Origin of the sequence: Microbulbifer sp. MKSA007, assembly GCA_032615215.1 — a bacterium.
Taxonomy (GTDB): Bacteria; Pseudomonadota; Gammaproteobacteria; order Pseudomonadales; family Cellvibrionaceae; genus Microbulbifer.
The window spans coordinates 2,633,061-2,659,142 of record CP128433.1 but is presented as its reverse complement, the minus strand read 5'-3'; the positions used below and the strand labels follow the sequence as shown (position 1 = coordinate 2,659,142).

Sequence of the window (26,082 nt, the reverse complement as noted above, 5' to 3'; positions counted from 1 at the left end):
TTTTTTTGTGCTGTTCGTGTTTTCTTAAAACTCTAGTCGCAAGCCTGACCGACAATATCCGCGAGTGCCTGAACTGATACCGGCTCCGGTTCCCCTGGCTGGATCAACGTCGGCATACCGATTCGGGCCGTTAAATCACTCCACGCCATTGAGACACTCAATGCCCATTGACCACTTTGCTTGCGCTTCTCGGGTTGTGCGATATCAGTACAAAGGGAGTGCAGAGCCTCAATAACCGCCTCCGGCCAAGTGAGGGCAAAAATATCGTGGTAACTACGCATTTCCGTATCGCCCAGGGTAACCATGCTGGGAACGGCCAGCCGCTCTGTACCCTCACCCTTTAAAATAAGCCGGCCGGTTTGGTCCCTTGCCGAATGTAACCTGGGATTCCAGAGCACGGGGCCGTGAGTATCAGTCAAAGTCAAAACCCCAGCCTCGCCACCTATAGCAAGCCGATGTAATAGCAGGGAATGATTATCAGGGTCCTGTGGATGAACCTGATTCTGAATACGCAAAGTCATGGGCACACCACCAAAGGTAGCCGACAGACTTTGAAAAGGATGGCCCTCTGGTTGCACCGGCTCGCTAAAAGACCAGGGGCGAAGCTCGCCCACTGCACGACCAATAACATCCAATAGCGGATAGGCCATCTGGCTGTTGCAAATAGCATCGATCATTTCCAGGCGCTGGTGCCGACGCAAGTATTCTGCCGCAGCCAGGAACTGCCTGGTGGGGCGCAAATTGGGGTAGAGGGTGTTAACGGCATAGGCCGAATTCCCCTGCTTTGCAGCTAGCAGATTGGCGGTAATTTCCTTGGTGTGGACCGGATGCTCCTGCAATACATGAATGCCTCGTTTAAGAAACGATTGCGCTATTTCAGAACCCTCGCCCCCGGTTGCACCAGAACGCACAACAACACACACAATATCGATATCATCGGGGACCTGCTCTGCCTCGGTATAGAGCGGTACTCCATATTGCTCGGCACAGCTCCTGGAATAATCGCTGCCACGAGCCAATAATCCTGAGAGTTCAAAATGTTCTCGGCCGGGTAATCTGAAAGATGTCAGGGCTTCAAGGTAAATGCGGCCAAAGCCTGTCCCTGCAACGACAACCCGCTTGCGGTTATCAATTCCCATTTGACTCTCCCCGGTTTTCAGCCATGGACACGGCCCATTTCTCTAATTGGTCCTTATCTATCTGCCCCTCAAGAGTCAAAGGCAATTTGTCCAAAACTTCGATATAAATTTCTGACTTAAAGTGATCGAGATATTCGGCCAGGCAATCTGCTGACAGTCGCATTTGATGTTGCTTGGCTCTACAGGCAAAGAAGCGATGTCCCTGCCTGGATAGGGGGTGTTCAGATACAGGCAAATCCATAGCCAACTCTAATCCGGCAGCCTCCAGGGCATTGTGCCACTGGGAAAGTGATAGAAATGTTGCACCGGAATCCGTACGTTCGTCGACGGCATCCACCAGCATAAACGCCTGTGATGCCATCACCCAAAACTCCTCACTGGTTGGCTCCGTCATAATGAACCAACCACCAGGGCGCAATAACTCGGCTGCCCTGCGCAATGATGCATCTGTGTCGCGGGCGGCGTTAAAAACACCGCCGGCAATAATTACATCGAAGCTATTGGGGGAAAATCCCTGGCTGCGCGGTGAACGATCAATATCAAACAATCCACGGTGCAACCAGGGGCGCTGCTCCTGATCCCCATGTTTTGCGAAAAAGCTATCGAGAAAAGCCGCAGAGATATCCGTAAACTGGTATTCAAAGTTGATATGGCCACTGACATCATCCAACACTGGCAGTAGAGCCTGGGTAGTCGACCCAGTGCCAGCGCCAACTTCCAGTATTTTCAGAGTCTGTTGCTGGCCTTCCCAATTATTTAAGATGGACTTCAATAAAGCTCTTACTGAATGCTGCTGGTACCTGGCCGCTATACCCTCCCGGTAAAGCGCACTCGCCAACTCAGTGCTACCACGGGGGAACAGCAGGTGCACAGCCTGGACTTTGCCCCGAATTAGATCCGGTAATTGTTCCGCGTTAGCGCGGGCGTAATCGATCGTTTTACTGGCTCCAGACAGCATCCGCCATTCCTGTTCCAGCCGAGTCCATGCTAGAGCCAAGGCAGCATCACTGTAGCTGTCTGGATCTACCTCTGGCGACCAATACTCGCCATCAGTACGAAGTAACTGCTGCTCCTGTAAAACCTTGATCCAGCGCTTGATCAAAGCTCGGTGCTGCTGAGCCACCGGAGGGGCTTCAAGTATTTCCGCTAAGCTGTGTACTGAATGTCGATCGCAAAACAATCCCAGGTGGCTGAAAGCATTCAGCATGGATAGCAAAGCAGTAGCGTTAAGTTGTTCCGTTACCTTTACCGCATGTTCCAAATCAATATGGGCAAATTCCGCATCCAGCTCGGTATTAATTCGCGCGAACAACCCTGTCATATCAAGGTTACTGGCCTCTGCCTGCATTTTGGGCTGCGCAAAGACCGCCCAGCGATTCTCTCCAGCAAGGGGAATTGTCACGGAGCTGGCGACCGCAGGGTGTTTCGCCACACTTTCGACAAGAGTCGCAAGCTTTTGGGTCTGGGCTTGCTGGACCTTTGCAACGGGTTCTATACCTTTATCGGTACAGACCCAACCGGAAATATCGTTTGCCAATAAGCGTTGAATATCCCGCAACAGAGATTGTGATAGCAAGACATCGGTTTCATACAAAAGGCATTGCAGGCTTTTGAGATTGGTCAAGGCCAATGCCGGGTGTGCGGCCAAGCCTTTTAGCAAAGTTGACGTCAATACCACACCGGAAAACCCTGAACGCTCCAGAGCAACCAGCGCTTTAGCTGGGTTGATAGCGGGGTCCTGCAATCGCACAGGTAGCCCACAACTCCATGCTGCGAAAATACCAAAGCGAGCAAATTCATTGAGCGGAGAAAATACGGCGACCTTTCCCTGAATAGGCCCCAAAGCTTCTTGCTGCGCTTCGAGTAAGGTCAGGTTTGTCTCCACGGTGGTGTTTTCTGCCAGCAATACCGAAAACTCACCTCGATGGCCTTCTAACGCATTCGGGATTTGTACCTCTAAGGTCAAGCAATCCTTCTCTGGGTTCGCCTCAGGCACAAGTTCAAACCCGATGCCCAGCCTTAGTGCCACCAGGTGCATCAGCAGAGGCAACCCATTCCCAGAATTATCAGCTTGCCAGAGTAGTGTTTTGCCTCGCTGTGAGCCCTGTTCTGCAAGCTGCTCATTGAGCTTTGCAACCACGGAACCAGTCCAAGTCAGCACCTGACTGCCACTCCAGTCACAGCCTTCAAGTGATAATGCGGGATATTCACCCAACTGTTCCAAACCACTTAAAATATTTGCTGCTATTGCTTCCATTTTCATCACAGCCCCTTAAACAGCCCTTGCAACAAATAAGGTTTGGCCCGCTACTGATAGCGACGATGTCGAGGGTGCCAGGAAATACTTAATCTCAAAGCCAGCGCTAACCAGCTCTTCCTGCCAGGCTGCGCTATCAATAAATACCTGATCCGAGCCCCCTCGCCGATCTTCACTGCCCAAAAGAGTCCCGGATTCAGCAGGGAAAGCAGAAACTGCATTGCCGTTAACATGGCGTGGTTATCCCGAGTGGATTCGCTAAACAATAGCCAGCCACCAGGGACAAGCGACCTGCGAATACGCTGTAGCGTTTGGCCAATATGAGCAGCGTTGTGCAAAACATTGCCAGCCACAACGATATCGGTACTTGCCGGCGCAATTGACTGCGCAGAAAAATCGACATTGATATCGAGCAGGCTGCAACGCAAACCGATGTGATTGCGAAATTTTTTCTGTGCCGCAGTGGTAAATACTGGCGATACATCGGTAAAGCGATAATTAACCGGCCTTCCGGCTAAAGTATCTAAAATTGCCGAAGTGGTTAGGCCTGCACCTCCCCCCAATTCAAGCACTCTCAGCATAGGCCCTGGCTTGACGGCCTGTTTTACGATGTACGCTGCGGCATAATTGAGATACGTCGTAAACCAGTTGTTCTGGTAGGCGGCCAGTGCCGTTAGTATTTCTCCATTCTCGAACAGCAATTGATTAATGGAGACTTGATCCCGCACCAGTTCAGACAAATGCGTCAGGAGCTTTTGATGTGACTCGGCCATTTCAGGGGGAATCCCAGCGCACTGTAGGCCTCCGGTAATTTATCTGCTCCGACTGCACTCTCAGGAATTTGCTCCCAGGAGTAGTTGCCATTACTGAGCCTCAAAAACTCTCGTTCAACCAAGGCCACCAGCCAGCGGCGAACCAGCCAATGGTGTCGGGAAGCGGCACCCAGCGTATTAATAATTTCCTCACTGCCGCGCCCAACACTCTCTGGAGTCAGCACTCCGCTGGAGGAAAATAACTCCATAATCGTCCGCAGGCTGATAAACTCAAGCCTCTGCATTGCAGCCGGCAGTTTTGCCAAACCACTGTCTGTAGCAAGCTCAGCGGGTAAAGCTGCCAGCCCAGCCTCATGGGCGGTATCGGCGGGTGGAGGTGTTAGGTTTTTCAAATGGCTCCCTCCTCAAGGCACACCATATCTTCAATACTTGTTTCCAGGGTGGTTAAAAAACTCAATGCCCCAATCTTCGACATGCGTTCCATCGCCAATGCCGGCGGCAATACTTGGGCGCAGTAATGACAACCCGGTGGGATTTCATCGCGAAGTACAGCCATAGTGGTGACTGCGGCTACCGCTGCTGTTAGATCTGCATTGCCAGTGCCCCGCAACGCGGCTGTGCGAGTGCGCTCTTGCTCGTTGTATTTACCGGTAAGTTGCAAAAGCATCAGCACATAAGGATCGCGCCCCGCCAGATCCAGCGCACTGGCCCGACACAGTGCTGCCCGCGCTTCGTCGCGGCTAAAACCATGGGTAGTATTAAAGGCGGATAAAATATAAGAGCCGCTAACCGCGTTATACCAATCACCATCAGAGAGGGATAAATCCTGAGCTAGGCGCTCGCCCTCGCTATTTAAATACGGAAGCACAGTGGTAGATTCAGGAAAAAAGGGCAGCTCGACATCGGAACGGCGTTTCAATATTCCACTCACCCGGCGTCCATTGCGCCAGGCTGCCAAGGGTTTACTGTGCTGTTCATTGGCACCTTGCAAATAATCATCGGCGGCGACATCGGTAAATCGATCGCGCAAGCCGAAATAGCTGATCAGGCTCTCTACCTGTGAAAACTCCTGCTCTGCCAGCCAGCGTGGTAGCAGACTACTGAGCCCCGGCTGTAAGCCGGCTGATAAAACTGCGGTCAGACCATGGCTCTGGTAATAGGATCCATCGAGTTGCTCATAGAGGGCTTCATCGCCAGCAACATCGATATAGGCTGCTCCCACTTGTGCCGCAACTTTGGCAACCCTGTCGCCAATTAAATGTGAAGGTCCTGCACAATTGATCAGAACCTCGCAGCCAGATACAAACTGATCCAGTGAGGCTGCATCCAGGTAGTCCACCGTCTGATAAGAAATTACCGAATCACTGGATAGCGGCTGTTTATGTGCGTTGCGACCACCGATACGCATAGCACCCAACTCGAGGGACTGTAAATAACCGGTAACCGCTGCACCCACATCGCCATAACCACCTAAAATCGCAATTGTCATAGGCTTACCTCCATATCGGACTCAACCAAACGCCAGCCAGTAGCTTGACTGCGCTGTTGCCAAAAATGTGCATACAGACCCTGCTGTGATAACAACTTGCGGTGATTGCCAACTTCAGCCACCGCACCTTCTTCAAGTACGATTATTTGATCCGCGTTCATAACGGTGGATAATTGATGGGCGATCACAATGACAGTGGACCCTTGTTTTAATTGCTGCAGGGAACTGTTCAGGTACTTTTCATTGCGCGGATCGAGTGCTGCTGTTGCTTCATCCAGCACAACAATAGGTGCAGCTTTTAATAGGGCACGGGCGATAGAAACCCGCTGGCGTTCGCCACCAGAAAGTGCAGCGCCCCCCTCACCTACCTGCGTCTGCCATCCCTGGGGCAAGCGCTCAATAATCTCGTCTACTCCAGCCAGTTTCGCCACACGTTCCAGGGCTTCCTGACTGGCTTCGGGGTGACTCAATCGAATATTCGCTTCCAGGGTGTCGCTGAACAGATACACATCCTGCATAACGATAGAGATCTGCCGCATCAGGTCTTCTGTGCGCAGTTGCCGCACATCCACCCCGCCCACTTTTACCTGGCCCTGGTCGGTATCAAAAAAACGCAACAACAAACGAGTGATGGTGGTTTTACCCGAGCCTGATGCACCGACTATCGCTGTAGTGGTACCCGGAGAAACCCTAAAGGAAAGATCCTTCAATACCGGTTGCCCCAACTCGTAGCTAAAATTCACATTTGAAAATTCAACCAACCCACCCTGCTCGGTAAAAGGCTGAGATCTGGATGGCTCAGGTAGCGACTGCTCAAAAAAGATAGCGGCCAGTCTGTGCAAATCATTACCGGCCATGCGCAGCAGACCACTGCGCCCGGCGAGTTCCGCCAGAGGACCGGTAAATCTGGCCGCCAAAGCTAGCAAAGCCACCAATTCAATAGGGGGAAGTTGTTGATTGAGCGTGAGCCAAACACCCACGGCAATCACTGCGGCAAAGGCGAGTTGCACCATAAATCCACCGGCAAACAAGCGGGGGAAGGTCTGCCGCAACATGGAACCCGCCGCTCCGCTTTGCCCGGCAATCGCCTCTTCCAGTGGGAGATAACCGCTGACATTTTTGCCAAAAGACCTGAGTACCGCTTGGTTGCGGGCAAACTCCACCACCCGGCTACTGGCGCGAGCACCGGCAGCATCCACTTCCGTTTCCATGGCGCCTATCCACTGGGCGGACCAGCGATGGCCAATATAAATCAAGGGCACAAACAACAAAGCGGTCAGCCCCAGTCGCCAGTCAAACCACAACATTGCCACCCCCACTGTCAGCGGAGTGACAACACCGCTGACAGTGGGGGGCAACAGGTGGGCAAAAACGTTAGTCACCATCAAGGTGCCCCCGGTTGCACTGCGGGACAAACGACCGACTTTTTCTGCACTGAACCAACCGAGGGGAAGTTGAGAGAGGTGTTCACCCAAACGATTGTGCAGGGTTTTCAATACCAGGATGGCCAGTGCAGCCCCTTTTACGGTTTGCTGGTAACGAGCAATACAAGCAATCACAACTACCGATAACAGGGAAAGCAACCAGTACCCAACCGCCTCCATCTCAGAGGCCAACAGTGAGCTGAGCAGGGGCACCAGAAGTGTCACCGCGATTCCCTGCAAAACCCCATAGGCGAGAAGCCATACCGCGTAAATGCCAACTTCACGGCGATGCGCGGGTCCGAGAATGGCGAGCAAACTGCGAATCATGATGAGACCCCGCTAATAACCTGAGCCTCACCACTCATTGCTTTTTCACTCTGTTCGGCACTGTTGTACAAACGCCATAGTTCCGCGTAGTGCTTGCTCTCAGCCAACAGTTGTCGGTGACTTCCGCATTCAACCAAGCGGCCGCCGTCCAGGACCGCAATCTGATCGACTTCGGTGATGGTGTGCAGCTTATGGGCAATCACCAGTACTGTGCGATTGCGCACCAGGCAGGACAATGCCTGCTGAATTTGGGCTTCGGATTCCGGATCGGCGTGAGCTGTGGCCTCATCCAAAATCAACACAGGGGCATCTGCTAAAAGCGTTCGCGCGATACTTAAACGCTGCGCTTCTCCACCAGAAAAAAAGGCATCCTTGCCAATAACCGCCTGGTAACCTTGGGGGAAACTTAAAATTTTTTCATGGATGCAGGCACTGCGCGCTGCATCTACCAACTCCTGGTCACTGGCATCCGGGCGCCCAAGGCGCAGGTTATCTGCCACAGTGCCAGCCAATAGCTGAGTCTCTTGAAGTACAAAGCCAACATGTCGATATAAATTGTCCGGATCTATATCACGGACATCGACGTCTCCCAGAAGCACAGCACCTTGGGCCACGTCATAAAAACGGGGAACTAGTTTGGCCAAGGTGGATTTCCCGGCACCGGAGCTCCCCACCAAAGCTGTGATCGAGCCGGGGTGACAGCGCAAAGTAATATCGCTTAATACCGGCCGATCCTGGGTATAGACAAAGCTGACCTGCTTAAAGAGCAGCCCTGCATCTTTGGGCTCTTTGGGTTCAGAGGTAACAGCCAGAGGCTCAACCTCCAACAATTGATCGATCCTGCCTGCGGCAGTTTTGGCTTTTTGCTGGGCGGTCAGCCCCTGACTCAAGGTGAGAATCGTCTGGGGAATCATCACAGCGATCAGCGTTGTTGCGAGAACATCAATCGGCTGAATGCCTGTATTCACCACCAGCCAAGCGCCTCCGGCCAGACTCACCAACATAATGACCGGCACCGACAGGGCCAGAGAGGTGACTGCCTCCAGACGCACAAGCGGTGCAACCCAGCTTGTATAACGGCGACTGAAATCCTCGACGGCCTGTTGATAATTCCTGTGGGCGCGACCGGTTTGCGAGAAAACCTTGACCACCGCAATGCCGTGGACAAATTCAACAATCGCAGCACTGACCCGGCCAAAGTCCTTATCCAGCTGCTGCATTTTTTCCCCGAAACCACGCATCATCCAGGCGTAGGACACGAGGTAAATTGGCAGGGTAACTACCGCTAACAGGGCCAAGCGCCAGTCGAGCCAGAATAAGTAGCCCAAGCCCGCCAGCGGCAGTGCAAACGCAGCGGCCAACTCCACCTGATGATGCGCAACCATATGGTGGAGATCATCGAGATCATCTTGCACGGCCTTGCGGACCGCACCGGAAGTGTGCTCGCTGTACCAACCCAGAGGCACCTGCCCCAATTTCCGCACCAGGGCCCGTCGCAGTTCCGCCTGCATACGCTGGTCGGCAATATGAGTTAACCACAAACCGATCACGGTGCAGATCCAACCCATCGCCAGCCCAGCAACTATCGCGAATACAACGGGAATAATCGCCTCGGCGATATCACTGATATCGGGCGCTAGGAACAGGCGAGCCAGCTCAACGATACCGATAAAAGGAATCAGTGAAGTGAGCGCACCACAGGCACCGAGCACCACCCCCAGCCACACGAGGCTACGAAATGGACGCATCAGTTCCCGTAGGTTGTGCTTTCGCAAGTTAGAATTTGGCAAAATGTGCTCAGCCATCTATTCGCCCGCTTTACCGCGCTGTAATGGTTTTGCCAAATGCTCAACGACAGTGGCAACCTGCGGCGGCTCCATCACGCTGAAGTGATTGCCCGGTACATCGATTAATTCAAAATCACCCAGACAAACATCCTGCCAATAAGGCGCAGCCATATGCCCTACGCCGGCAGTGACACCGAAGGATTGCTCTTCCTGGCAGCGCAAGTAGGTCATATCGCCAATATAGGGAGGCAGATCAAAACAGGCAGCGCGCATACTGTGTCGGCACACCCGGAAAAGCCCCGGTATCATCGCGGCTTCAACCGGCACACCCGCCTGGGCAGAGGCCAACTCGGTATAATCGGCCAGGCGCTGTTCCTGGGTGAGTTGAGAGCGTTGCCGCACGGCTTCCGCTACCGCTTTAAGCCCGGCATCACCGTCGAGTTCTGCCATTGCACCGGCAGGAACACGACCGCTGTGTTTCTGCATTAAGGTCTCGATCGCGCGGGAAATATCCTCGCTCTCGATATGCTCACCAAATACCGCTTTTACCGGGTCGAGATTTAGGTTGGGGGCAAAAATCGCTTCGAAAGCCAGCTCTTCATCGGTATCCACAAACATTGGGATACTGTCGATCAGGCTTAGGTCAATCACATCGACACCGCGCTCCAGCAGTCTGCGCGAAACTTCCGTCGCCAGCAGGCCGCCCAGGCAGTAACCAATTAACTGGCAGCGCTGGTAGCCCTCGTCGATGATTCTTTGTGCGTAATCATCGGCGGTGCGCTCGATTAACTCTTTGGCATCAATGGACAGATACGTTTCTGTATTGGCGACGGCAATTCCAATGACCGGGCCCAGATCCTGGGCCGCAAGCGCTTTGCCCAGGTGCTGGAAATAATCCAGGGTACCCAGGGCCGCATGGAACATAATCCGTACCGGCGCCTCTTCTTTGGATGCCCCTTTACCCTCGCTTTTATGGCTGAAAGGCACCATCAAGGAGTTGCTGCCCTCGCGGGTAGTTGCAACCAGGTTTTCGCTATCCGTGTCTGCCTGTTCCTCGGCAACAGCACCCGGCTCAACTCTCAGTGCTCTGGCCAATGCAGCAACCGTTGGTCCATTGAGCATGTGGCGCAACAAGGCGTCGTAGGTGAACGATTTTGCCTCGGGAATCTCTTCCAACAAGCGCCCTGCAACCCGCGCCATAATCAGCGAGTCACCACCGAGATCGAAAAAGCTGTCCTGTCGGCCCACATTATCGAGGCCCAGTGCATTAGCCCAAAGCTTGCACAGAGCCGTTTCCAGAGGGTCCATCTGCTCTGAGTGCGCTGCCTCTTGTGCATCGCCAGTCGCAGGGCGCCAACCGGCGAGCATTTTGCGATCGACTTTGCCATTAGCGGTGAGTGGGAGCTGGTCGAGAACTTGTAAATGGGCAGGCACCATATGCGCGGGCAATCTATTCGCTAAGAAGTCCCGCAATTTCCCGGCACTTAAATATTGCCGATCAGTTTTCATCTGCGCGGCCAATAAGTTCATACCAAAAGCAGACAAAGGATGCTCATCTTCCGGCAGGCAGAGCACTTGGCCAGCACCATGGGCTTTTAGCAGCGATTGCCATTTTTCGATAGAAAAGAACTTGGTCGCCCCACAAGCGCGATCATCACCAGCCGGGTCCATCATAAAACCCTGGGTGAGCAGGATATGGGCGTGATCCACCGTTGGCTCAGTCAGGATTAACCAGCCTCCGGGCGCCAGCAATTCGACAGCACTGGCAATAGCCGCCTCTGGATCTCGGGTACTGTTGAGCATCCCGGCACATAAAATGACATCTGCACTATTGGGCGCCAAACCCTGGGCGCGATAGTCTGTATTGAGGTCCATTAACCCGAAGCGCACCCAAGGCCACTCTTTAAATTGACGGCGAGCCTCAGTCAGGAAAAATGCAGTCATGTCGGTAAATAGATAGTCAACGTCATATCCATCCAACATGGGAATAACCGACGCACTGGTAGCCCCTGTGCCAGCGCCCAACTCAAGAACCGTTAACCCTCTATCGCTCTGGGCGGCAATGCGGTTAATCAATGCGGCTACGGCGGCATTGTTAAAGCGGGCAATAAGATCGTCCCGATAAAGGGACAAAGCCACCTGCTGGTCGCCCTGGGGGAACAACAATTCAAACGGGTTTTGTTGATTCGCTAGTAACTGGGGTAATAATTCGACATGATCCCGGTGATATTGCAGGAATTCCCGATTACAAAAACCGCTTTCAATTCCCTGTTCAACGCGCTTCCACGCTTCATCAACAGCAGAGATGTCGACTGCCTGGGTACGAGTATATTTTTCCTCAGCGCCGGCGCTGATCGCGGATAAGCCGAGCAGCTTTGCATTAACGAGAAGGTCCAACCAACGACGCACCAGCCAGTGATGCTTTTCGTGGACTTCCGCTAGCGAAAGAATTTCTTCTGCACTGTATCCCTGCTCGCAATCTGTAAATGCTCCCAGGCCCATCAAGCCGTGAAGCATCGACAACAGGGCCGCTTGTTCAAGCACCTGCACATAATCGCCGACACTGACAGCTTCCGGCTCACCGGCCTGGTAGTGCGCAAAATGACGCACCGAATTTACCAGCTCGGGATCGATAACCGCCGGCTCGGCATCATCCATGCGACGACTTTCTACAAAGCCCAACAGATTTAAGTCCGCTCCCGAATCGCCCTCTTTCCTCTCAATCACCGCCGCTGCTGTTGATACTGCGGGGTGGGCCAATAATGCAGACTCCACTTCTCCCAGTTCGATACGGTGTCCACGAATTTTTACCTGTCCGTCTTCACGACCCAGGAATTCGAGTTCACCACCGGGCAAATAACGGCCCAAATCGCCGGTGCGGTAAAGGCGCTGACCGTCCACCGGATGAGAGAAGAATTTCTGTTCAGAGAGGGCCGCATCACCGAGGTAACCATCGGCTAACCCCAGGCCAGTAATCATCAGCTCACCCGCTACCCACACAGGGGCATCGCGCAACTGGCTATCCAGCACCCGGAAGCCCTGGTTCGTCAGCGGCACGCCATAGGGAATACTGCTCCAGGCGGGATCGACTCGCTCAATACGGTGGTAGTTGGACCAGATTGCAGCTTCTGTAGCCCCACCCATGCCGATCAGATTGAGTGCGGGCACATGGCGCCTGATATGTTCCGGTAAAGTAACCGGAATCCAATCCCCCGATAGCATTGCCAATCGCCATTCAGACAGCGGCCGAGGTTCTGTATCCAGATAGGTGGCCAGCATTTGCAACTGCGCGGGGACGGAGTTCCACAATGTCACCCGGTGCTCATCCATGACCTCCGCCCAATGTGAAGGGTCTGCACCGCGGGCCGGATCGGGCAATACCAAAATCGCACCGACTGCCAAGGGGCCAAAAATATCGTAGACCGACAAATCAAAACTGAGTTGGGCCAAACCCAAAATGCGATCGCCCGGGCCCACTTCGAAGCGGCGATTAATATCCAGCACCGTATTTAAAGCGGCCCGATGATTAATCATCACACCCTTGGGTTCGCCGGTAGAGCCGGAGGTGTAGATGACATAAGCCAGCTGCTCGGGGTCACCATTACTGGCTACCGGAATCTCAGTTTCAGGTGCCAGGGTATCTACACTGATCACCTGCACTTCTGATGGCCACTTAATTTGGCTGGCGAGGTCGCTGAGTGTCAGGACGTATTCCGCCTCTGCACTGAGCAACAGTTTATTGAGCCGTATTTCCGGTTGTGCCGCGTCCAGTGGCAAATAGATACCACCAGCCAGGAGCACACCGAGGGTCGCCGCTATTTGCTCCCGCCCTTTCGGCATTGCAATGGCCACGCGGCCGCCCAGCTGGAAACCTTCTTTGCTCAGCGATTTGGCGATACCCGCCGCTTTTTTTGCCAGGTCGCCATAACTTACACTGCCATTGCTATCAATGATGGCGGTAGCTTCTGGCGTTGCCGCAGCCTGGGCAAATACGCCCTGATGCAATAGCTCTGAAGGAACAGGCCCATCGGTTTGATTAACCTGATGCCTCTCCTGTTGCTGCCACTCGGGTAAAGAAACCGGAGATTTGCCAAGCCATTGCCCGTCGCCGCCAGCGGCGAGCTCATTCAACAAGCCGGTAAAGGCCGCGAACATATCCTCTACCAGGCCCGATGGAAAAACGCCCTGGCGCACGTCCCAGTTAATTTCCAGGCCATCGGCATCATCCCTTACCTGGCAATCCAGGGTGACTTGCGGTGTCTGGGTAATTCCTCTGCCGGACTTTCTACCGCTAGCGGGTTTTTCTGTATCTCCCAGGCCAATAGCACTGGTAAATACCACCGGCATCAATGCGGCCTCGGGTCCTCGCGCACGGGACATTTCCCGCAGTACTTCCACACCGGAGAACAAGCGGTGATCAATATCACTGAACAACTGTTCGCCAATGCCTGCCGCCCAATCGCGAAAGGTTTTTCCATTGGAATCACCAATCGCCAACACACTGACCGAAGTAAAATCACCAATCAGCTGGTTAACCTGAGGGTGTAAGGGCAGCCGATTCAATAAGGTAAGATTCAGGCTAAAGCATGGCTGGCGGCTCCACCGCTGCAATACCGCTCCGTAGGCAGCCAGCACGGCAACCGACGCGGTCAAGCCGGCAGTACTGGCTCGCTGCTTCAGTGTCTGCCAGTGCGCGGTGTCCAGGCGGTAGTGGTGGCGATTAAAACGTACAGATTCCGCTTCTGCAGCAGGCGGCAAAACCGGTAACTCAGGTGCGGGCGGCAATTGCTCAAGGCGATCCAACCAATAGCGACGATCATTTTGGTAGCCCTGGCTGTCCAATAAACTTCGTTCGGCCAGTAGGTAATCACGAAAATCAATTTCCATTGGCGGCAGGGCTGTACCGGGGTGAGACAGCAGGAGATCGAGCTCATTAAATAAAATTCCTGCACTGGCCCAGTCTGCGATCAGTGCATCCATAGAGAAATGCACTATATGGCCCTTATCTGTGCGGCTATGGCGCAGCTCGAACATGGGCCACTCACCAATGGGGTAGTTGCGGTGGCCCAGTTCATCTCTCACCGATTCCAAGGCAAGCTCCAGGGCGTCCTCGTCCAAACCGGTAAGGTCTTGGCTTTTCATTTCGTAGTGCGGCACTTGGGGGAGAACCCGCTGGTATCCCTCCTGCTCGATAACCGCCCGCAACATCGGGTGACGTTCAATGAGTTGGTTCCAGGCTTCCTGTAAACCTTTTGGATTTAATCCCGGGTACTCCAGCTCCAGGTAACCGTGACAAGCAACGCCGCCGTAGCCAAATGCATTTTGTCGACCCAACAGGTAGGCGGTCTGCACATCGCTTAAAGGGAATGGTTCATGCCGATTTTCCCTATCGGCCTCAACCACCACTCCCAGATCCTGGTCGTTGCCAGCGGCTGTTTGAGCAGCGCTCAGTATTTCGATAATTTGTAACTTGTGTTCCCGCAGCCTCTGCTTGTGCTGCTCCGACAGCAGGCCTTTGGCCGCGCGAAAGCGCAGTTGTTCAGACTCGGTCCAGAGTTCCACCCCAAGCCCTTGTAATTCGTCGATCAGTTCCATAGCCGTCATGGGGTTAAAACTCCGTCCAATCGCTGAAAAATAAAATTGCCAACAAGCTCATATCACACCCTCTTCCACCATATCCGCATCAACATCCACTAGCGGTTTCATTGCACTTAGGGCACCGGCAACATCTGCCAGTCTCGGAGAGGCGAATAAACGTCTGAGGGGAAGCAGCAAGCGGTGTTGCTGTTTTAAGCGGTCGATAAACCGGGTGGCCAATAAACTATCGCCACCCAATTCAAAGAAATTTTGATCGCGGTTTATCGCTGGCAGGTTAAGAAGTTCCTGCCAGATCAGTGCGACCAGGCGCTCGTTATCTGTTGCCAGCTCAGCCGCTTTTTCCTGTTGCGGTTTTTCCACCGCATGCACGAGCTTTAATACTGAAGCCCGATCCAATTTGCCGTTTGCACTCAAGGGCATTTCCGGCAAGGTCACAATGAAATCCGGGACCATATAAGACGGAAGATGGTGGCGAAGGTACTCGCGCAAGTCATCAGTACTAAAAGTTGGTGGGCATTCGGGTGCGAGCACAACGGCAGCGACCAGCTGTTGTTCTTCTGTGGTTAGCACCAGCGCGCGCTGCACAAACATCTGACGATTAAATACGGTTTCGATTTCACCCAGCTCTATGCGATGGCCACGGACCTTCACCTGGCTATCGGCGCGCCCCAAAAATTCCAAGCATCCATTCGGCCAGTAGCGTCCAAGATCCCCTGTGCGATACCAGCGCTCACCATCGACCGTAACAAAGCGCGCTTCGGTCAACTCGGGAGCCGCGCGATAGCCCATGGCGACACCATCACCACCGATCCACAGCTCACCCGTTGTCCAGTCAGGGCAGTCGCGCCCCTGGGCATCCACCACCCTGAATTTCTGGTTAGCCAGGGGGTATCCGTACGGGATCGAGTGCCAGCTTGGGGCAACGTCTATAACTTCAAAACTGTTGGACCAAATAGAAGCTTCCGTGGCGCCACCCAGTGCGATAAAACGGCATTCGGGCTGTACTTGTTTTAAGCGCTGGGGTAAATCCAGGCCAATCCAATCGCCGGAATTTAATACCAAACGCAATTTGCCAGGCGGTGTACCTGCACCGACAGTGAGTAACATATCCAGTAGCGCCGGTACCGTATTCCAGATGGTGATGCCGTAGTGACATACCCGTTGATGCCAGCACTCGGCATCCCGCCGGTCCTCTTCATCAATCAATACCAGCGCACCACCGACAGATAGCAGTCCGAAAATATCGAAAACAGAGAGGTCAAAATCCAGGGCTGAAATGGCCAGTACACGATCATTTTCATCAACAGAGAAACGTTCGTTGATATCCGCAATGGTATTCCAGGCGGCACTGTGACTGACTTCGACGCCCTTGGGTTCGCCCGTGGAGCCGGAAGTGAAAATGATATAAGCCAGTTGCTCAGGTTCTGTTGCAATAGGCTCAGAAATAGGCTCAGAAATCGGTTCACCAATAGGAGTGAACTGTTCGGCCTGATGAATTGCACTTTGGTCGAGTACCACTTTTACATCGGCACGGCGCAACATTGACTCGCGCCTGGCCTTCGGTTGATCGATACCAACAGGCAAATAAGCAGCTCCCGCTGCGAGTACCCCCAAAACAGCGGCAATCTGGTCGGGTCCTTTCGGCAGGTTAACGGCCACCACCTCGGCAGATGAAACCTGACTTTCCAATAACCAGGCAGCGATACGCAAAGCACGCTCTGCCAGGACGCCATAACTCAGGGAATTATCGTCACCCCAATATAAGGCGATATTGTCGGGATTCGCTTTTGCTTGCTGGAAAAATCGCTGCGACAAATTATCTGTTGGGTCAATTGCGGTACGCTTTTCAAGCTGGGTTCTCAATTCCCGTTGAGACTTGGGTAATAAATCAGGCGGTGTGGAATCCCATTCAGCGTCACCCGTCCATTGGAGCAAGCCGATATAGGCCTGGAACATTTCCGCGCACATCCCCTCAGGGAAAAGCGCTTCGACCACATCCCAATTTAAGAAAACGCCTCCCTCGACTTCGACCACCTGGTGATCCAACCAGACTTGCGGCGTTTGTGTCAGGGCCCAGATGGGTTCCCGCAGAGGCCCATCCTCCGGTGCCGCTGTGCCACCGGGAATACCCAGTGCACTGGTGAAGACCACGGGCATTGTGGCTTCCGCGTCGCTCTGTCGGCGGGCTAATTCCCGCATCAAGCTAACACTGGAAATATCGCGATGTTCCAGGGCCGCGCCAACTTCCCCTTGTATTTTTTTCGCTCGCACCAACCAGCTGTCACCGGCCTCAGGTCGGTAACCCACCAGGGTCAGGGAGGTGAAATCCCCCATTACCCGATAGATATCTGGATGAACTTCACGGCGATCAAACAGGGTAAGGTTCAAACTCAGGTCAGGGCGACTGCTCCAACGACTAAGCACCTCGGCAAAAGCTGTTAGAAGCAGACTTGATGGAGTGATTCCCTGCTCAGCCGCGCGCGCAACCAGGTTTTGCCAGGTCCGCTTATCAATATGCTGTTGATGGCGCACAAAGTGCGGGCGCTCAATGGATGCCGGCTCCCGCACTATGGGCAGCTGAGGCGCGGGAGGCAGCTCCGATAATTTGTGTTGCCAAAATGTTTTTGCGGCAGCCAGGGGACCTTCGGCAAGATCACTATCAAATACTGCGGTAGTTTGCGGCAATACATTGCGCACATAGTCGCGGAAAGAGAGTTCGATAGAAGGTAGATGGGTTTCAGGGCTTTGATAAAGAATATTTAACTCACGATAAAACAGCAGAATACTGAAGGCATCGAGAATCAAATTATCCAAACCGATAGCCAATCGGGTATTGCGCCCACAGCGCACAGCACGGACATCAAACAGTGGCCACCGGCTGGGCTCAAACACCTGCTCAGCGCACTCCTGTCGCAGTTGAGCAAAAGCAGAAGCTGGATCGCGGTCTACCTCTGTAACATCAATGGAAAATCTCGGCACATCGGCAAGGATGCGCTGACGACCTTCACTGTCGAATACAGCCCGCAGCATTTCATGGCGGGCAATCATCGCATTTAGTGCAGACTCCAAACGCTCCAGATCGAGATCAACAACGTCGTATTCGCGATAAAAATGACAACCGATACCACCCAAAACAAATTCCGGGTCCCTTCCCAGCCAATAGGCCCGCTGGACATCGGTAGGTTCAAAAGCGGCGTACCGATTGGCCTTATCCGATTGCCAGGGTGTAACAGTAATTTCGGTAGTGTCTTTATTTCGCTGTGGGTTCTCAGTTGGATCTTGAACTAATGTCGCAGCAAAGTCGGCCAAGCTGGGCTGGCTAAATAATTCCGACAGTGTGACACCTTCAAAGCCAGACTCGCGCAGATCTCGCACAACACGGGTTGCTAACAGGGAGTCACCTCCAAGTGCGAAGAAGTTATCGTCCCGGGCTATATCATTAACATCGAGGAATTTGCACCAGGCGGCAGCCACCTGCTGCTCTAATTTACCTTGCGGTGGGTTCTGCTTTGTCTGGTACTGCGACAGGGATTCATCGGCAAACTGCTGTAAACCGCCGCGATCAACTTTGCCATTGGCGGTAAGCGGTATTTCAGTGAGACACCAAAGCTCACTGGGCAACATGGCGCTGGTCAATCGTTGACTCAGGAACTCCCGCAAATCGTTCAAAGGTTCCTGCAACTGCTGCAAATCAACAAAGCACTTTTCTGGATTTATATTCCCTTGCGATAATTTGGATTCCAGAACGACAACCGCAACCACACCTCGCTGAGTCAGCAGTGCGACCGCTTGCGCAATCCCTTTGTGCGCAGTCAGTGCCGCTTCAATCTCGCCGAGTTCAATGCGGTGTCCGCGCACCTTGACCTGATTATCGGCGCGGCCCAAAAACTCCAGGCACCCGTTCGGCCAATAGCGGCCCAAGTCTCCGGTGCGGTACCAGCGCTCGCCTTCGTCTGTCACAAAACGGGCTGCGGTGATATCGGGAGCACCGCGATACCCCAAAGCAACGCCAGCACCACCGATCCATAACTCCCCTGTCACCCAGTCAGGGCAATCACGCCCCTGGGCATCCACCACTCTGAATTGCTGGTTGGCCAAAGGGTAACCATAGGGAATAGATCGCCAAGAGGAATCAACTTCTTTGACTTCAAAATTGTTCGACCAAATAGAAGCTTCGGTGGCCCCGCCCAAAGCGATAAAGCGGCAACCTGGGTTTACGCGCTTTAATCGTTCCGGCAGGTCAAGGCTGATCCAGTCGCCAGAATTTAATACCAGGCGCAGCTCCCCAGCTGGGGTATTACCACCCGTGGTCAGCAGCATATCCAAAAGCGCCGGCACCGTATTCCACACAGTAACGCCATGCTGGCACACCAGCTGATGCCAGCGCTCAGCATCCCGCCGGGATTCCTCTTCAACCAATACCAATGCACCGCCGGCGGACAAGAGCCCAAAAATATCGTAAACGGAAAGGTCGAAATCCAATGCTGATACGGCGAGCACTCGATCATTTTCGTTAACCGAAAAGCGCGTGTTAATGTCCGCTATTGTGTTCCAGGCACTCCCGTGACTAATTTCTACGCCCTTGGGTTCACCGGTAGAGCCGGAGGTGAAAATGGTATAGGCGAGACCTTTGGCCTCTCCCACGACAGGCTTGGATAAAGGCGCGACACCGGAGAGCACAGACAAGTTATCTATAACCAGCTTGGCTCCAGCAAGCTTTATCACGCGCTCTCTACGTAGCGGTGGCTGGTCTATACCCAGCGGCAGATATGCCGCTCCTGCCGCTAATACGCCCAAGGCTGCAATAATCTGCTCCGGTCCCTTGGGTAATAAAATACCGACCAAATCACCGGGCTCAACGCCTTGAAGCTGTAAATACGCGGCCATCGCCAAAGCACTGTGGGCCAACTCCCCGTAACGGATTTGATCACCGCTCCAATAGAGAGCCACTGCTTCTGGGCAGTTTTTGGCATTGCTAAAAAAATGTTCGTGTAATTGGTGAGGCTGGTATGGCTTGGCTGTGGAATTTACCTGCTGGCGCTGCTGCTTTTGTTCCGCTGGCAGCAGCGATGGTATCGGCTGGGCCCAGAATTCCGGGCTGCCGATCAGGCATTCCAGTAACTGCGTAAAGGCGGCAAACATGCCATCCAGGACGCCGGGAGCAAAAGCAGCTTCCCGCGCATCCCAGTTTACGGACAGGCCACCTTTGAGTTCCATAACCTGTACGTCCAGCCACACTTGTGGCCCTTGGGAGATAATCCAATTGACATCTCCAAAGGCACTCCGAACTGACTCGCCAAATAATTCTCCCAACCCAAGCGCACTGGTAAAAACAACCGGCGCAAACACCGTTTGTCCCTGTTGCCTGCTGAGGTCACGCAGCACCTCTACGCCGGAATAACTCCCGTGCGCTACATCCTGACGGAAGTTGTGTTGTAAACGCTGTGCACGCTCAACAAAGGTTCCACTCTGGCTGCCCTGCCAGGCAAGCAAGATCGAAGAAGTAAAGTCTCCTACCAGAGAGTTGACATCCCGGTGCAGGGATTCCCGGTCGAACAGGGGGAGATTCAGCAGGAAATCTGACTCTTCGCTATAGGCCGTAAGCACTTCCGCAAGCGCCGCTGCCAAGGTCATGGATAAAGTAATACCGTGACGACTCGCAAATTCCGCTAGCTGGTTTTTCCGATCAGCAGACAGACTATAGTGGCGACGAACAACGCGACGAGTGTCTTTAGACTCAATACCTATTGCAGTGGGTAATTGAGGAGCACCAGTCAAATCTGCCAGGCGATCCTGCCAGTGTTCTTTGGCCTGCTGCTTCTCAGCTCGGCGCTCTTCCTTTGAGTGAAGAGCGCTGCGGTCAGCCTGGTAGCGCGGATAACTGTAATTAAGCGGAACCAGAGGCTGTTCTGGTTCCAGGTAGAGCTTGGCCAAGTCATTCAGTAACACGCGCAGACTAAAGGCATCTGCAGCTACCATATCCAGATTAATATGTAGGCGTGTGCCGCCAGCTTTTAATTCAGCAGGTAACATTGAGAGCTGTACATCAAAAACCTCGCCCTGCGATATATCCAGCTGCCGATGGGAGAGTTGCTCCCTAACAGCGATAAGACTCTGCTCCGCTTCTGCGGCAGCCTGATGCCTGAAATCATGAACCTTTAAACCGGGCCAGCTCACTTCTGCGGGAATCTGCTGTCGACCATCATCGAGGATTTGAACACGCAGCATCCCATGCCGCTCGAATAGGGAGCGCACAGCCTGTTCCAATCGATCAGGTACTACATCCTGACCATCAAACTCATGATAAAAATGTGCGGCAACGCCCCCTAAATATTGATTCGGGTCTCGTCCAATCCAATAGGCATGTTGCATCGGTGCCAAATCAAAGGGAGTGCCTTCATCAAAGGCTCCCGGCACAGATAAATGTTCACTGGTACTTTCTTCAGTTCCAGTAGCCAACTGAGGTAGAGAAAGCCAGGCTTCCAATTGAGGCACTGCAATAAGATCAGCAAATTTTACTTTGATCTTTTTCTGCCTTAATTGACCAGCTATCTTCATGATTTGTACTGAGTTGAGCCCCAGTGCAATTAAGTCAGCCTGCGGATGAATACCATTAATATCGGCATCAATAGCCTGACAAACTAAATCCTTTAACAAGCTGGCCGGGCTGATTGGCTCTAATTTATTCTGCGGCTTCGGCGACAAGAGATACGCTCCTTATTGCGTCTCGGATAACACGCATTTTGATGCAACTTTCACGATACTCGTGGGTAGGAAGGGAAGCCTCAACCAGGCCGCAACCGGCAAATAGTGTTACCGTGCCCGGAGTAATAAGTGCAGAACGCAGTGCAACAGCAAACTCCCCTTCCCCCTCGGCATTGAGCCAACCAACAGGTCCGGCATACCAACCGCGATCCAGGCCTTCATTTTCACGGATATACTTCAGTGCTTTTTTCCTGGGCAGGCCTCCCACCGCAGCACTGGGGTGTAAATCCGATAAGATATCCAACAGATTTACGCCATCTTTCACCAAGCCCTCTAGAGGCGTCAGCAAATGCTGAATTTGCTTTAATTTACAGAGTTGGGGCGGTTCTGGTTCCGCTACGCTGTGGCAGTATTTGCGCAAAATAGAAAGGAGATGTTGGACAACCAGGTCGTGTTCAAATCGGTCCTTATCGCTGTCAAGCAGAGATATCCCCAATTTATAATCAATTGCCGGATCTTTTCCCCGAGGTGCGCTACCGGCCAAAGCCACTGTGCTAATACGCCCGTCTTTACCAGCCGCTAAGCGCTCAGGCGAAGCCCCAAGAAAGCAACTTTTTCCGCGGGAAAAGGCAAATAAATAGGCATCGGGGTAAGATTCTTGTAAATATCCGAGAATACTTCCCGGGCAGCAATCCGCGCTCAGTGATTCAGAACGAGCGAGAACTACTTTTTGAAATTCGTTGCGCTTGATTGATTCGACCGCGCCTACTACACGCTGCTGCCAAGCCATTTGGCCTGCATAATTTTGGCTAAAATCAGACTCCATCGAAAACAAATTGTCATTCGCAGAAAGGTCAGAGCTACGAGACAAAATATGCTGCCACCGCGCCTTCAGCCGCTCCGCAGTCTGATTGCATTCTGTTTGATCGGTAACGATAAAATTCATTACCAGATAACTGCGATCCCCTTCACAGTAAAGGGCCAACTCGGGCAACGTAAGCGCCCCTGCGGGAAAGTCTTGCCACAAGGATGAGGAATCTTTTTGGCTATCAAAAGCAAACCCACCACACAAAACCGGCCGATGCCCCCCGCTTACCACAGCGGAGGACATCAATTTTTGCCAATTGGCTTGGATTTCAGACCAAGATTCCCCTGGGGCACAACTAAATTCACAGGCAGAGCCAAAGGTCACAGCATATTCATCTCTAGAGGGCACACCCCACAGAGACGCGAACCTTTCATGCTGATAGCCGGAGGCAAACAACCCTATTGGGCTGCGTCTATGACATGGAGATGAAAACGATGCCAGAACCTCTGGCTGTCCCTGGCTTACCCTGGACTTGGCTTCCTGCAAACAGGCTTCCAGGCCAGCATATTTAGAGCGGCCCTTCATACACCTTCCTCAACTGGCAAGCCGCGCTCAGCGCGCCAATGCAGCTTTTGCTGAGTGATAAACCAGCGAATAATCCCGGTAAAAAGCTGCTCTATATAATCTGCGGAAAGTTGTTCTTTCTCAGCCCAACGACGGCGGTCAATCAACATCTCCGCAACCCGGTCTGGAGCAGGAATACTCGTTTCATCCGGCTTGAACTGGGCTGCTGACAAAACATACCCCATACGCCGCTGCAACAGCCTGATGATCTCACGATCAATGGAATCGATACCTTGGCGGATCTCATTCAGATTTTCACACTCCATTGGTAGCTTCGTTGCTTGCATAGAAACTCCATCACCTAAGCTGTTCATCTTCCCATCGATAATGAAACGTTATAACATATCATTTTCGAAATCAACGGGATGTTTGTTTTGGATTTGGGCGTCAGGGTGGAGAGAGTGTGTGCTACTTGTTACTAAAGAGAAATAATTCGAACATCATCAAAAATAATGATCCCGGATTAATCGAGGCAGAGATCCGCTATCTATTGAACGATGGAGAATATAGGGCCGCTCAACAGCCCTATTCTCCCGACAATTAATTTCGATAGCGTTACAAGAAACAGAAAGATTTTATACGGCCAACTTAACTTTACATGCAGTTAGGCCAAGCGGAGCTTCTGAACAATATGGCCAACCACCAGATCAGGACAATCTGACAGATAAAAATGGTTACCTGCGTATTCTTTCAATTGGAACTCACCATTGGTCCACTGCTGCCAACCCCGAGCTTCATCGGTGCTCAACTCAGGATCATCCCGTCCTAGCATCGCGGTGATGGGACAATCTAAAAGTTGGTCCGAGGACATCTTGCTGGTTTCGATCAATCGATAATCCTGGCGTATAGCAGGAAGTAGTAGAGCCCTTAACTCAGGAATTTCCAATAATTCAGGAGAGGTGCCGCCAAGCTCAATGAGTTGTTGGCACAGAGATTCATCACTCAACTGGTGTACGTTTCCAATCTTTTGAAATTGTGGAGCTTCGCGCGCAGAGACAAATATGTGTTCAGGACCGCACAATTTTTCGCGATACAAGGAGAGAGCCAATTCATGAGCAACTGTAGCTCCCATACTGTGCCCAAATACTGCCCAGGGTTTATCGATGACAGGTTTGATAGCCCTACATAACAAAGCAATTAAAGTTTGCATATTTGTGGGCATAGTTTCATTACAGCGTTGCTCCCTACCCGGTAAACATACGAGCACCAATTCTATGGAATCTGGCAATAATTTCGCCCAAGGTCGATAAAGTGATGCTGTACCACCAGCATGAGGCAAACACAAAAGTCGGATAGCCGCTTTAGGTTGAGGGCGAGGGATTTGTAGCCAAGCGCCGGACATAGATTTATCTCAATAAGAAATTTGAAGCCGTGAATACTAACTGTTAATTCTTAATTTAGAAATCTGAAGAAGATTCAAAAAAACACTCCCCTGCTCCACCCAAACATTTCAGGAGACCAGCATGGAAAATAATTTACTTAATGGATACACGCCTCACCCAAAGGAACTAGAGGATTTCTATCAGCAACAAGGAATTTGGGATAACCAACCTATTTGGGAGCTGATCACACGTAATGCGAAAAACTTTCCCAATCAATGCGCAGTTCGGGACCTATCGGATCAATTAACTTATGCTGAATTGGTTAATGAGGCCGATAGCATTGCTGCAGGCCTGGTGGAACAAGGCTACAAAGTTGGGGAGCGGGCAATACTCCAGTGGAGCAATCAGGTCAGTTTTATTACAACCCTGCTCGGCTTATTTCGAGCGGGACTGGTTCCTGTACTAGCTTTGCCTGCGCATCGCCAAAATGAAATATGCCATTTTGCACAGGTCTCGGGTGCCAGTATCTATATCACTTCAGGAGCGGAAAGTGATGCAAGCCGTCACAGCATGATAGAACAAATTGCTTCGCAATCTCCGACTTTGCGAGGCATATACAGTTCTGATGAAAATGACACATTCCCCTCCCTGCCCAGAAGAGAATGCCAAGGCTTCACCCCTGTTCCCGTAGACCCCAACGCCCCAGCTCTATTCCTCGTTTCCGGTGGCACTACAGGACTTCCGAAACTTATTCCACGCTCCCACAATGACTATCGCTACAACATTACCTGCGCTACGGCTGCTTGTAATTTAGGAAAAGATGAAATCTATCTGGCAGTACTCCCCGCCGCCCATAATTTTCCATTGGGTTGCCCCGGCATTCTGGGCACGCTATCCATGGGTGGGCAGGTAATATTCACCAAAGATGCAAGCCCGGACTACTGCTTTGAGCTGATAGAGCGTTACGGCGTAACCGCCACAGCCCTGGTCCCAGCACTGGCTCAAGTCTGGACTGCAGCGACAGAATGGGAAGATGCTGATTTAAGCTCTCTCCGCTTACTTCAAGTTGGTGGCTCAAAACTGAGTCCAACTGACGCCTATGCTGCGATAGATGCTTTTCCCGGTGCACTACAGCAGGTATTCGGAATGGCCGAAGGGTTGATTTGTTACACCCATCGCGAAGATAACAATGAAACCATCACCAATACTCAAGGAAGACCTATGAGTTCCCTCGATACTCTAAAAGTGGTTGATGAGTACGGGCAGGAAGTGAAAGCCGGAGAAGAAGGAGAACTGCTTACTCGCGGCCCCTATACACTGAGAGGCTATTACCGTGCAGAAGAACATAACCGACGCGCTTTTACCCCAGATGGATTCTATTGCAGCGGGGATCGTGTACGCATTCTGGACAATGGCAATATTGTAGTTACTGGACGACTCAAAGATGTTGTAAATCGGGGCGGGGAAACATTTGCATGTGACGAAATTGAAGAGCATCTACTCGCCCACCCCAGCATCCAACAAGCAGCTATCATTGCTTTGCCAGACCAAGAAATGGGAGAGCAAGTTGGAGCGACTATCGTATGTACGGATAAAGCGCCAAGCTTGCAAACGTTGCGCGACTTCTTAACCGAAAGGGGCCTGGCCAGCTTTAAGCTACCTGAGCAGCTTAAAGTGTTATCTCGTCTGCCGGTTACCGCAGTCGGGAAAGTTGATAAGAGGAAGCTCTTAGATCTTATCGATTAGTACTATTTGAGAGATTGAGCACCCATATTCATGAAAGTATGGCTTTAACCCATACTTTCATTTTAAATGAACAAGAAGTATAA

13 protein-coding genes are annotated in these 26,082 nt (G+C 52.4%); 1 reads left to right on the top strand and 12 read right to left on the bottom strand.

The window, feature by feature from the left end:
* Positions 1–32: 32 nt before the first annotated feature.
* The 12 genes from QT397_14650 to QT397_14595 form a co-directional block, all read right to left on the bottom strand.
* Positions 33–1,139 carry a Gfo/Idh/MocA family oxidoreductase gene (locus QT397_14650; protein ID WNZ54132.1) on the bottom strand — a complete coding sequence of 369 codons (1,107 nt, stop codon included), beginning with the start codon at positions 1,137–1,139 and terminating at the stop codon, positions 33–35.
* Positions 1,129–3,402: a class I SAM-dependent methyltransferase gene (locus QT397_14645; GenBank protein WNZ54131.1), complete on the bottom strand. Its 2,274-nt coding sequence runs from the start codon at positions 3,400–3,402 to the stop codon at positions 1,129–1,131. The genes QT397_14650 and QT397_14645 overlap by 11 nt, the downstream gene beginning before the upstream one ends.
* 44 nt (positions 3,403–3,446) lie before the next feature.
* Complete coding sequence (locus QT397_14640) at positions 3,447–4,169, bottom strand: class I SAM-dependent methyltransferase (protein WNZ54130.1); 723 nt, start codon at positions 4,167–4,169, stop codon at positions 3,447–3,449.
* Entirely contained in the window at positions 4,142–4,561 is a 420-nt protein-coding gene (locus QT397_14635) for a hypothetical protein (protein ID WNZ54129.1), read from the bottom strand. The genes QT397_14640 and QT397_14635 overlap by 28 nt, the downstream gene beginning before the upstream one ends.
* The gene (locus QT397_14630) at positions 4,558–5,658 is read right to left on the bottom strand and encodes a saccharopine dehydrogenase NADP-binding domain-containing protein (GenBank protein WNZ54128.1); all 1,101 of its coding nucleotides are present in this window, start codon (positions 5,656–5,658) and stop codon (positions 4,558–4,560) included. Before QT397_14630 ends, QT397_14635 begins: the two co-directional genes overlap by 4 nt.
* Positions 5,655–7,409 (bottom strand): ABC transporter ATP-binding protein, encoded by a 1,755-nt coding sequence (locus tag QT397_14625; protein WNZ54127.1) that lies wholly within the window; start codon positions 7,407–7,409, stop codon positions 5,655–5,657. The genes QT397_14630 and QT397_14625 overlap by 4 nt, the downstream gene beginning before the upstream one ends.
* Complete coding sequence (locus tag QT397_14620) at positions 7,406–9,214, bottom strand: ABC transporter ATP-binding protein (protein WNZ54126.1); 1,809 nt, start codon at positions 9,212–9,214, stop codon at positions 7,406–7,408. The genes QT397_14625 and QT397_14620 overlap by 4 nt, the downstream gene beginning before the upstream one ends.
* Entirely contained in the window at positions 9,215–14,800 is a 5,586-nt protein-coding gene (locus tag QT397_14615) for an amino acid adenylation domain-containing protein (GenBank protein WNZ54125.1), read from the bottom strand. It abuts the gene before it with no gap.
* A 48-nt stretch (positions 14,801–14,848) separates the two neighbouring features.
* A complete protein-coding gene (locus QT397_14610; protein WNZ54124.1) occupies positions 14,849–21,499 on the bottom strand; it encodes an amino acid adenylation domain-containing protein in 6,651 nt (2,216 codons plus the stop codon).
* A complete protein-coding gene (locus QT397_14605; GenBank protein WNZ54123.1) occupies positions 21,477–22,892 on the bottom strand; it encodes an isochorismate synthase in 1,416 nt (471 codons plus the stop codon). The genes QT397_14610 and QT397_14605 overlap by 23 nt, the downstream gene beginning before the upstream one ends.
* Positions 22,889–23,218: an isochorismate lyase gene (locus QT397_14600; protein ID WNZ54122.1), complete on the bottom strand. Its 330-nt coding sequence runs from the start codon at positions 23,216–23,218 to the stop codon at positions 22,889–22,891. Before QT397_14600 ends, QT397_14605 begins: the two co-directional genes overlap by 4 nt.
* Positions 23,219–23,535: 317 nt before the next feature.
* Positions 23,536–24,273, bottom strand: a complete 738-nt coding sequence (locus tag QT397_14595; GenBank protein WNZ54121.1) for an alpha/beta fold hydrolase — start codon at positions 24,271–24,273, stop codon at positions 23,536–23,538.
* Between the two features lie 121 nt (positions 24,274–24,394).
* On the opposite strand from QT397_14595, the gene QT397_14590 reads away from it, so the two are divergent.
* On the top strand, positions 24,395–25,999 hold the full coding sequence (locus tag QT397_14590; protein ID WNZ54120.1) for an AMP-binding protein: 1,605 nt from the start codon (positions 24,395–24,397) through the stop codon (positions 25,997–25,999).
* Positions 26,000–26,082: the final 83 nt, after the last annotated feature.

Coding starts and splice junctions, on each gene's coding strand:
- QT397_14650 (WNZ54132.1), bottom strand. CDS start 1,139: ATGGGAATTGATAACCGCAAGCGGGTTGTCGTTGCAGGGACAGGCTTT.
- QT397_14645 (WNZ54131.1), bottom strand. CDS start 3,402: ATGAAAATGGAAGCAATAGCAGCAAATATTTTAAGTGGTTTGGAACAG.
- QT397_14640 (WNZ54130.1), bottom strand. CDS start 4,169: ATGGCCGAGTCACATCAAAAGCTCCTGACGCATTTGTCTGAACTGGTG.
- QT397_14630 (WNZ54128.1), bottom strand. CDS start 5,658: ATGACAATTGCGATTTTAGGTGGTTATGGCGATGTGGGTGCAGCGGTT.
- QT397_14625 (WNZ54127.1), bottom strand. CDS start 7,409: ATGATTCGCAGTTTGCTCGCCATTCTCGGACCCGCGCATCGCCGTGAA.
- QT397_14620 (WNZ54126.1), bottom strand. CDS start 9,214: ATGGCTGAGCACATTTTGCCAAATTCTAACTTGCGAAAGCACAACCTA.
- QT397_14615 (WNZ54125.1), bottom strand. CDS start 14,800: ATGACGGCTATGGAACTGATCGACGAATTACAAGGGCTTGGGGTGGAA.
- QT397_14605 (WNZ54123.1), bottom strand. CDS start 22,892: ATGAAGGGCCGCTCTAAATATGCTGGCCTGGAAGCCTGTTTGCAGGAA.
- QT397_14600 (WNZ54122.1), bottom strand. CDS start 23,218: ATGCAAGCAACGAAGCTACCAATGGAGTGTGAAAATCTGAATGAGATC.
- QT397_14595 (WNZ54121.1), bottom strand. CDS start 24,273: ATGTCCGGCGCTTGGCTACAAATCCCTCGCCCTCAACCTAAAGCGGCT.
- QT397_14590 (WNZ54120.1), top strand. CDS start 24,395: ATGGAAAATAATTTACTTAATGGATACACGCCTCACCCAAAGGAACTA.